Source organism: Paenibacillus sp. GYB004, assembly GCF_036577605.1.
Taxonomy (GTDB): domain Bacteria; phylum Bacillota; class Bacilli; order Paenibacillales; family NBRC-103111; genus Paenibacillus_AB; species Paenibacillus_AB oceani.
Window position 1 is genome coordinate 1 of record NZ_JARBDB010000018.1, and the last position, 7,106, is coordinate 7,106.

A 7,106-nucleotide genomic window follows, 5' to 3' on the forward strand; every position below is an offset into this window, starting at 1 on the left:
GACTTTTCTTCCTTGAGAATTTCCAGGACAATGCGCGCCTTTTCTTCGGGTGTAAACTTGCGTCTGCTGGTCGACATACAACTAAGAAACTCCTTTTTTGCTGTCTAGTTTCTATGTAGCATTATACATTATCATTAGGCAACGGAGACTCTTGAGTAGCGCTAACAATTTTTTCACGAAACGCATGAACAATGTTAACCTCTGCATGGGGGGAGCCTTGCGTATCAGCAATACAAGCAAATATTAGATCTATATCGGGAAAACAATAGGCAAGCTGGGACCCCATCCCTCTGAAAGAGAATCCGTTGTTCTTCTCCATCCATATTTGATAGCCGTACCCATGATTGCCTGTGAGGGAGTTATCAATTTGTTTCGACGTTGCTTCACGAATATACGATTCTGAAATAAGCTGATGGTCGTTCCACCGACCTTTGTTCATGCAGACATAGGCCAGTTTGGCCATATCCCTTAAGCTGCAAATAACGCCGGACCCTCCCCACGATGTGCCTTCTGGAGTTTTAATACACCGGGCATCCTTGGAAAAACCAATCGGATCAAGCAGCCGCTCACGCATATAGGACAAAAAAGGAAGCCCGCTTATCCGTTCCACAATCGTGGAGAGGATCACTGTGGCCGAGGTGTCATACGCAAAAAGGGTTCCCGGAATATGCGTAGGCTTGCTGTTAAAAAAAGCGGCGGCCCAGTCCGGATCGGAGCGAGTATACGCGGTTTTGATATGAGGACTTGCCATCATCAGAAGGTCTCTTACGGTTGCTTGAGCCAGATAGGGATGCAGGGTTGGAGGCGATTTATCGTTGAAGAAGGTAACAACCCGATCACTTGAAGTAATTTTACCTTCATCGATCAACAACCCTATAGCTAAAGACACGAAGCTTTTGCTTACGGAATACATTCGATGCATGCTGGTCTCTGAATAAGGCGCCCAGTAGCCTTCAGCGGCAATTTGCCCATGTCGCAACAGTAAAAATCCATGCATGCAGATTTGTTCCCCTTGTATGGTTTCAATAAATTGAAGGACCGCCGAGGAGGGGATCCCTAAACGTTCGGGCGAAGATGACAGCGTAAACAACTCATTAAGTTTCATAAGATTATTCAGCTCCTCTAAATATAATGGAATACTTTTTCAAGTTTCTCCTCGCTCATTCCTCGTGCCTCGAGTACAGGGAAAACCCTGCTCTCTTACCGAGAACAGGGTTGAACCTTTTTGACAATCGACTTTACCCGAATCGATTAATCGATAACGGTAACAATCGTCGTCCTTTGACTTGTGTTCCCTGCTTGATCTGTTACTGTTACTTGAATGACATGCGTTCCTAGCTGGCCTGCCCAATTCAGTGGTGTTCCCGGCACGTGCGACAACCCATCGACAGTTACCACCTGAGATGCCACACCGGATAAGCTATCTCCGCTTAGCACATTCAGCGTAACGGGCTGGCTGTCGTCAAACACCGCGCCGTCATGCAGCGGATTTCCGTTCGCCGATACCGTAAACGTCGGCCCAATCTTATCGGACTTCAACGTTATCGATTTGACGGTTTCGAGATTGCCTGCCTTATCTACGGAGCGATACTGCACTTCGTAAATGCCGTCACCAAGCACAATCGGAGTAGTGTAGGGCACAAACCCGCTCGTCGACAGGACGCCGTAAACGCTCTGTACGACGTTTAACTTATAATTGGTTGCATGTATGCCGGCAATATCATATGCGGCAGAGAGCGAAACCGTGGCATCCGACGTATGCCAACCGCCCGATCCGGCTGTTCCGGTTACGGCTGCAGTGGTAACAGGCGGAGTGGTGTCCGGCGTCCATTTGGCATACAAGACGGTATCTGCTTCGACGGGTTTGCTGAAATCAAACTTGTGCGCGTACGTTTCGTCATACCAGCCTAAGAAGGCAAATAGTTCTTTTGTAGGGGTCGGTGGTGTAACCGTTTGGCCGAGCGACATTCCGTTTGCAAGAACCGTCACATTTTGAACAATGGCTCCATTAATATAGGTAAGGGTATGGCTCGCATTATAGCTGCCTTCCGTAACATAAACCGAAATCGGCAGAGAAAGGCCATCGTCCAATTTAACAAGGAAGGCACCTTTACCTACTGCCGGTTGCCCCGTTAATACATTAGCAGGTGAATTAGCAAGGTCAGCAAGACCTTTTGTTATCGTTTTTCCGAATTGTTCACCTAGGAAATTTTTACCTATTTTCTTAGGATATCCTGTTACAGTGAGTACCAAGTCGACACCAGACGTTATCGTGCCTTTCGTATTCCCTAATGAATCTGTTACGGTAAACCAATCGTAGTCTCGGTTCTTCAGCAAATCATACTGGGTTCCGGTCGGAACACCAGCTGTTTTTAGAATGACTTGCTGAGTCGTATTCCCAGTAACATTAACCTGATACTTACCTCCATCTGATCTTAAAGCGGTTGGTCTGGTAGGAACGATCACGTCCTTGCCGCTTTCGATCGCTCCAATATCAGGGGCGGCTCCGGCGTAGTCGGCCGAAGTTACAAAATTGGGAATGGTTGTACCCGCATCAAAACCTAGACTCCCGCTTGTTTGGACATAGTTTCCTTCGTTTCTGTTGATGAATGTTGCCTTTTTGCTTGAATCAGGAGCAAAGGCGGTACCGGTTTTTACCCCGGTGACTCCATTGGGCTCTACTATAGGCGCAGGTCCGCCGGTGCCAGTAGCGTTCGTGGATGTCGAAGCTCCGTTAATCAAGTCATAATCGTAGCTGACTCCAGGGTAATTGTAAATGTGTTTAAGCGTAATGACGTTTTGGCCGCCAACAGGACTATCGATGGACTCTATAATATTATTCCTATAAAACGGTCTGTACAGTTGACCGTCTTTCCGGGTGATATGACCCATTGAACTGAGAATGGTGTTGTTAAACAAATAGTTCACACCCAACCCCTTAGTCCATTCATTAGGAGCTGTTCCGTGCTTGGTAACTCCTTGAATCAATCCCCATTCGTCGCCCAGGTTTTGAATCAGATTTCTATACACATACACGGGACCTATATAAACCGAATCCATGCCTAAGCCGCCAGAGACACCCTCAATTTTGTTGTTGTAAAACCTTACGTTCATATTCGAGCCTTCCAATTCCATGCTGTCGGCTTGACCATACGCCAAGTAGTTTCCGTACACGTCGGAATCTACTCCAATACCGCCGGTTGTATCGTGATTTCCATACGTTTCAATGATAGCGTTAAAACGGTGGTCGTCGCTTCCAATAATATCGTTGTATCGAATGACGACGCCGACGCCGCCTCTTGCATACATGCCGCTTACACCTTGCGGATGTTTTTCGTTCCATTCGAAGAACCCTGGCACATTTTCGTACCATCCTCTACCTCCGCCGGCGTTCCATGCATTGGATTTGGTTTTGGCATCATGAATATAGTTTTTTTCGATGACGAGATAGCTTGCATCGCTTACATGGATACCGGAGTCATTGTTGACGGGCATGGCGTTGGCAGCGTACATTTGCCCTGTGCGCAAGTCAACAGCCAGATTCGGATCCGCATGATTGGCAATCGTTTGCTTACCTAAGTATAGGGTCGCTTCTCTTCCGAAATTGGATATATCACTATTGATAATTCGGATGTGGTGGCTGGAACTGAGAACCGATATCCCGCTTTTCTTGCCTCCCCGGATGATTAAGTTTTCCAAAATCACATATTCGGACTGCGCGATCAGGACCGCTTCCAAATATTCATCGGTTACTTCGATTACGGTGCTTCCGTCTCCTATGATGCGGATATACCCGTTTTCAGTTCCATGCAGCCCTTGAACGGACAGCGGTTTTCCCGGCTCATAGATGGATGCGATCGGGATCGTCGCAGCAATAGGGACGTTTTCTTTCCATGTTCTTATGGTTCCGGTGTATGTGGAATTGTCATTGAGGATTTTCACTTGCACTTCATATTCCGTATCGGGGTCAAGACCGACGATAGAGCCTCTGAAATGCTGGTTAATCGAATCAAAGGCCAGTGGAAGGCCCTCTTCCCATGGAACCGTTCCTACTTTCCTGAACTTCACCTCATTGGCAGGGTCCAGGACCACTTGCATGGTGTTAGGAGCAGCGATCGGAAGTGTATACGTAATCTTATCCTCGGAAGTATATCCGAAATAATCCACATACACGCTTATATTATTGAACGTACTCCTTAAATGAAACGCGTAATCTGGTATATGATTATAGCCTTGGCTGGTAGTGGAAACGATGGTTTTAAACACCTTATCCGGCGTAATACCGTCCGAGTATTTAATTTTCACTCGAATGACTTCGTTACTGCCGCCAACGCCGGCTGCGTAACTAAGACCTCCTTCGAAGGCGCCGGTTGCCGCATTATATCGAGGCTTTGGTGCTTCAACCCAAGCGTATCCCGTATTTCTGGGTCGAAGGGGGATAACATAGTTTTGCGGATCCGACGACTTCCGCCATACCGTGACTTGGGCGCTCGGATCGCTCACTGGAATGCTATAGTAGACGTCTCTCGATTTGCCCACAGCTGTTATATCCACACCCGGTACAGCTACCGGCACAGCGGCTTCGTCTGTAATATGCCGGTTTTCATCATATAGCACTTCTGCCGTATTGCTAGAGGCATTCCATGTGTATGTGGCTTCGAACGCGTACATGAGCGTATCCAGTGGGATAAAGCTTCTAATGCCTTCTTTAAAGGGCATTTCGGTAGGAATTGTAGTAATCGTGGAGCCGTTTTTTAAGGTGACTTGGTTGCTTCCATAAATGGCGGTCATTTCATAATAATCGTTTCTCATCACAAATTGTTTGCGATCGATAGACTCATAAAAGACTGAATATAAATAATGAGCCATCGCCTCGGCAGACACCCATATTTTACCGTCGATAAACTTAGGCGGTACATCCGATTTCACGAATTTTCCGTTCACCGTGATATTGATAGGCGATGCCGGATTTGAAATTGGAACAGGCGTATGCGTATATCCCGCCAATATCGAAGTAGGAAAAACAAGTGAAATAAATAAGGCAACAACAATAATAAATTGCATCCTTGGTTTCATCTTGTTGGCCATTTCAATAACATCCTCCCTTTTTCGATTTGCTGATTGCCTCCGGGAATATCTTGTTGCCGGTAAATCCATAAGCTTACGATAGCGCTTTCAAACATAACATGGCTCGAGATGATCCGCCATTACGTCCACGATCATTAATTGATCCGTTCCTGCAGTCGGATTTTCTGCACACAGGTCTTAGAAATATAAAGTACTAATCACCCCTCCCACTATAAAGTAATGTTTTCTCTTGTTTCCTCACCCATTCTTTGTTTTTCAACTTTGACAGTTTGAAAGGTGCCGATAGAGAATATAGCCCAGGTAACGATTTTTTGTAAAAGCGTAGGCGGGAACAGAGCCTGTAGTTTGAGTTTCCAGACTGTGGAATATAAAGGTATGATCGCACAGTGGATCTCCACATCCGCCCTTGGGGTTTACCCTCCCATGTCACACTGGGTCTATGCCCTCACATTCCTTCGTTCTACCTCTCAAGGGGTGGAGGCCGATTCTTGCTCCTTTACGGGGTCGTTGCCCTTATGGTGTTTAGTCTGTCGGCTTCTCCGGTGCTTCGATTGTCATTGTTGTACACATGTGAATTAGTGAGAATTTGAGACGTTAACAGCTTTGATTATTTAAGCAGCACTCTGTTTGAGCTGAGCTTGTCGAACCGGCCCTAATACATCGTTTGCATTGTACTCTTTCCGCTTTGTCCCCAGTGTATAGAGGACACGGATCAGTTTTCCACATAAAGCGATGATCGACTGTTTTTTCTTCAGCGGGTTTTGATTTCGTGTTGTGTTGTGCTTATGCAGCGATTTAAATTCCTCATTCTTAGCCACAACCGGCAGCATCGCTCTAAACAGTAATCCTCTGAGACGAGAACGCCCCCGTTTACTGATCCCTGTTTGACCCTTGCGTATACCAGAACTGTTCTCCGTTAGATTCAATCCGGCCAAGCGAATAATTTGTTGGCCGTGATCGTAGGTATTCAGGTCGCCTACTTCAGCTAGAAAACCGGCGACCGTGACGACTCCGATTCCCGGAATACTCAGCATTTGCTTCGCTCCTGGGATCGTCTCTAGGATCTTCATAACCGCCTGCATGAGCATGTCTTCCTGCTTCATAAACAGATCATATTGCTCCAGTAAGATAGCAAGTTCTATTCGAGCAGCTGCTATGCCTTCAACAAGTCCGATGGACGTTGTAGCAAGGGCACAGAGCCTCTCCGCTCGCTTGATACCAATTCCACGCTTGATTTCCGTCTTCCAGTACTCAAGGATACCTCTGGCGCCTGTTGAGACGATTTCCTCTGGTGTTGGAAAATGACGCATCGTCATAAGTGACGCTTTGCCATCCCAATCCTTGAACACCTGTGAATACTCTGGAAAGTAACGGTCAAACCAGTTTCCAATGCGCGCCTTTACTTGATTCAGGCCCACCATAAGCTTTTCCCGCTGATTCATGAGAATACGCAGTTCCGCATATTCTTTGGTCGGTAAGTTTGGCTCGGAATACTTTCCATTTCGAACCAGATTGGCAATCACTTTCGCGTCCTTGTAGTCACTCTTGGTTTGCGAATTGTCCTCCAGTTCCTTGCTTTTGTTCACATGATGTGGATTGACTAATACGAGCTTTATGCCTTGCTCCTTCAAGTAGAAAGCTAGCGGAAACCAAAAGTGTCCGGTTGGCTCAATGCCGAAAACAATCTCTGTTTTCCCATGCACCTGCTGCAGTTCCTTCATCCACATGGTCAGTTTCGTTAGACCTTTCTGCTCGTTTTGGAACACACATTCCTTCCCGAGTTCGATGCCGCGCATATCGACGGCTCGTGCAACATGAATCTTCTTGGCGATGTCTGCCCCGACGACGAGTGTCTTGTCGGTAATTCTTTCAATACGTTGATTCTGTTTCTGTTTTAGCTTATGCTTCATGGTGAGTGCCTCTTTTCATATGGGGATCTGTTCTTTGGTCGGAACGTTTCCCAGTATACTAGAGGCGCTTTTTTCATTCAAAGCTCAAACTACTTCATTACAGGAATA

At 46.6% G+C, this 7,106-nt stretch carries 3 protein-coding genes; all 3 read right to left on the reverse strand.

Features of this window, described 5'->3' with window-relative positions:
* Positions 1–121: 121 nt before the first annotated feature.
* The 3 genes from PV433_RS10280 to PV433_RS10290 all read right to left on the reverse strand — a co-directional run bounded on the left by PV433_RS10280 (position 122) and on the right by PV433_RS10290 (position 6,998).
* Positions 122–1,105 (reverse strand): serine hydrolase domain-containing protein, encoded by a 984-nt coding sequence (locus tag PV433_RS10280; protein ID WP_332072057.1) that lies wholly within the window; start codon positions 1,103–1,105, stop codon positions 122–124.
* Positions 1,106–1,251: 146 nt separating this feature from the next.
* Positions 1,252–5,088: a stalk domain-containing protein gene (locus PV433_RS10285; RefSeq protein WP_332072058.1), complete on the reverse strand. Its 3,837-nt coding sequence runs from the start codon at positions 5,086–5,088 to the stop codon at positions 1,252–1,254.
* Between the two features lie 611 nt (positions 5,089–5,699).
* A complete protein-coding gene (locus PV433_RS10290; RefSeq protein ID WP_332072059.1) occupies positions 5,700–6,998 on the reverse strand; it encodes an IS110 family transposase in 1,299 nt (432 codons plus the stop codon).
* Positions 6,999–7,106 lie beyond the last annotated feature (108 nt).